This is a genomic window from Labilibaculum sp. (assembly GCF_041595635.1).
In the GTDB taxonomy this organism is placed as follows: domain Bacteria; phylum Bacteroidota; class Bacteroidia; order Bacteroidales; family Marinifilaceae; genus Labilibaculum.
This window is the reverse complement of record NZ_JBFHJW010000122.1, coordinates 1-3,365: the sequence shown is the minus strand read 5'-3', so window position 1 is coordinate 3,365 and position 3,365 is coordinate 1. Positions and strand designations below refer to the sequence as shown.

Here is a 3,365-nt window from a genome sequence, read left to right as displayed (position 1 = left end):
TAAAGATTCCGATCAAGTTGATATTTCTTCATGGTCTTGGATCGAAGCGACTTTGTAATGGGTTCATGGCAGATCGCAAAACAGATAGCTAGTAAGATTAGTTGAAATAAATACAGATGATTACAGAAAGGCAGATCTTTATAGGTCTGCCTTTTGCTTTGTTTTAGCTCAAAAAAAAATCCAGTGAGGATTGCCTCACTGGATGATATTATTAATTCCAAAATTTTCTAATGGTATAAATTGGTATACAAATACCTTTTAATATTTCTTTTGGGTGTTTTTTTAAATTCCTCGGGGAAGAGAACAACTCGCGATATTTTCATGTAAGCAGGAAAATTCTTGTTTACAATCTGTTTGTTTGCATTTACTGCTTCTTCAATTTCAGATTTGTCTAATCCTTCGGCATCGCAGGCTTCGTAATCGGGATAAATAAGGGCAATTAATTTATGATCCTTATCATCGGTAATAATCGATTCCTGAATAAACGGCATGTTATTCAACCGTGCTTCAATTTCTTCTGGGTAAATATTTTGTCCCGATGGTCCTAGTAACATGTTTTTGCTTCTACCTTTGATGTAAATGAAATCATCCTTATCAATAATTCCAAGGTCACCCGTACTCAACCAATTATCCTTATCAAGTGCTTCTTTGGTGGCTTCTGGATTTTTATAGTAGCCTTTCATCACATTACTACCTTTTACCTGAATTTCGCCTACTATTTGGTAAGGATCAGCAGAATTGATTCTTACCTGCATCCGATCAACTACACTTCCACAGGAATGGGCTCGGAAAATTGCACTGGAACTGTAACTAATTAGCGGTCCACATTCAGTCATGCCATAACCAACGGTAAACGGGAATTCAATTTTCTTAAGAAAATCTTCCACTTCCTTGCTTAAAGCAGCGCCACCTATAATAATCTCAATAAAATTGCCACCAAAAGTCTCTACCAGGGTGTTTTTAATTTTTTTATAGATTTTCTTTTCGAGTAATGGGATTTTAAGCATCAGTTTTACCCTTCTGCTTTCCAAAACGGGAAGAATCTTTCTTTTGTAGATCTTTTCCATGATTAATGGAACCAGACAAATGAGTCGGGGTTGTACATCCTGAAACGCTTTGGTGATTATTTGTGGCGTTGGTACTCTTGAAAGAAATACAACATGACAGCCACAACAGAATTCAGTTAAGAATTCAAACAAACAGCCAAATACATGAGCTAAAGGTAAAAAAGAAACAACCTTGTCTTGCGGACGCAAATCAATATGGTCGAACCCAATTTGAACATTCGAATACAACGATTCGTAGGCCAGCATAACACCTTTCGAAAAACCAGAAGTACCAGATGTGTAGGATAAAACGGCGATGTCTTTATCTTTCTGATTGGCGTAATTCAGATGATTTTTATCGACTTTATTTGCTTCTGCTTCTTTATTGCTTTTGGCAATTGCTTTCTCTAGCTTACCAGAGGGTGAGCAAAGAACTTCAAAATTCCCTAAGGAGATGATTCCCTTTAATTTTTTGATTTTGGTATCATCAATTTTATTGAAAATATTTTCGGTCGTAAAGAGTAATTTGGCTTCCGAGTGATTGATGATGTGGTGGATATCATTGGAATTAAAATCAGGAAGAATAGGCACAATAACAGCACCATAGGTAATGGCACCCAAATAGGTAACAGCCCAATTGTTTAGGTTCCGACCAATCAAGGCAATTTTATCTTCTTTTTTTATTCCTAATTCCTTAAAAAGAAGGTGCATCCAATTTATTCTTTGGGCAACTTCCTCATAGGTAAGCGTATCTTTCTGATAATTCGAAAAAGCTGGATGCTCCCAGTTTTTTTGTATCGTTTCGCGAATAGAATCTATTAACTTATTTTGAATCATATAGTTACTAGTTGTTTAAGAGGCGTAAAGGTACTAATCTTGATAAAAAATCATAATGACATTTTCCCATATTTCCCTCTTGAAGCATATAAGTGTCATTAAATCAAATGTTTGACACTGTTGATTTAATAGTGAAAAAAGTAAGTATTGAGATATAAAGGCGGTTCAAAAGGCAAACTAAACTTCATGTTAAGTAGATTTTTATACTGTAATTGAGAGCTGATATTTACCTTTTTTCGAATTATATGGGTCTTGCTAAGCTTAATTCAAAACCAATTTTATATTTTTGTAAACTTATTATCTCATTAACCATTATATAGAAACATGGAACAGAAAAGAATTAAGATCAAAGATCTGTTAATTTCGAATGAAGTTGGCAGCGAAGTAAATGTGAAAGGGTGGGTTAGAACAAAGCGTGGAAATAAGCAAATTAATTTCATTGCATTAAATGATGGTTCTACAATTCAAAATCTTCAGATCGTTGTTGATGTTCCTAATTTTAATGAGGATTTACTAAAGAAAATTTCTACAGGAGCTGCTATCTCAGTAGTTGGCGAAGTTATTGAATCGCAGGGAAGCGGACAAAGCGTTGAAATTGCAGCTAAAACTATTGATGTGTTAGGTACTGCCGATCCCGACAAATATCCTTTGCAACCTAAAAAACACTCTTTGGAGTTCTTGAGAGAAAAAGCTCACCTTCGTTTTCGTACTAGTACCTTTAGTGCAGTATTTCGTATTCGTCATGCCATGGCATTTGCGGTTCATGAATTCTTTAATAAAAAAGGATTCTTTTATATGCATACACCACTAATAACAGGTTCGGATGCTGAAGGTGCGGGTGAAATGTTTCGCGTAAGTACCTTAGATGCTAAGAATCCTCCTTTGAATGAGGATGGTAGTGTTAATTACAAGGAAGACTTTTTTGGGAAAGAAACAAATTTAACTGTTTCAGGTCAGTTGGAAGGCGAGCTTGGCGCTATGGCTTTGGGCGAGATTTATACCTTTGGGCCTACTTTTCGTGCCGAAAATTCAAATACAACACGTCACTTGGCAGAGTTTTGGATGATAGAACCAGAAATGGCTTTCTATGATATTACCGATAACATGGATTTGGCTGAAGAGTTCCTGAAATACATGATTAAATATGCTTTGGATAATTGCATGGAAGATCTTGAATTCTTAAGCAAGAGATTGCAGGAAGAGGAGAAAGGCAAAAAAGCTGAGGATAGATCAATGGAATTGATCGAGAAATTGAAATTTGTTTTGGAGAACGATTTTGTTCGCTTAACTTATACCGAAGCAATCGAAATTCTTCGCAACTCGAAACCAAACAAGAAGAAAAAATTTCAATATGTAATTGAAGGTTGGGGTGCCGATCTTCAATCGGAACACGAAAGATATTTGGTAGAGAAGAAATTTCAAAAACCAGTTATTCTAATCGATTATCCGAAAGAAATTAAATCCTTTTACATGAAGCAAAAC

At 35.4% G+C, this 3,365-nt stretch carries 2 protein-coding genes; one reads left to right on the top strand and one right to left on the bottom strand.

All coding sequences use genetic code 11. From position 1 onward, the window contains the following. Positions 1 to 227 precede the first annotated feature (227 nt). A complete protein-coding gene (locus tag ABYT26_RS17565; RefSeq protein ID WP_372756324.1) occupies positions 228 to 1,883 on the bottom strand; it encodes an AMP-binding protein in 1,656 nt (551 codons plus the stop codon). A gap of 324 nt (positions 1,884 to 2,207) precedes the next feature. Between ABYT26_RS17565 and asnS the strand changes: the two genes are divergently transcribed. Beyond that, the coding region (gene asnS, locus ABYT26_RS17560; protein WP_372756322.1) for an asparagine--tRNA ligase at positions 2,208 to 3,365 on the top strand (1,158 nt) is incomplete at its 3' end.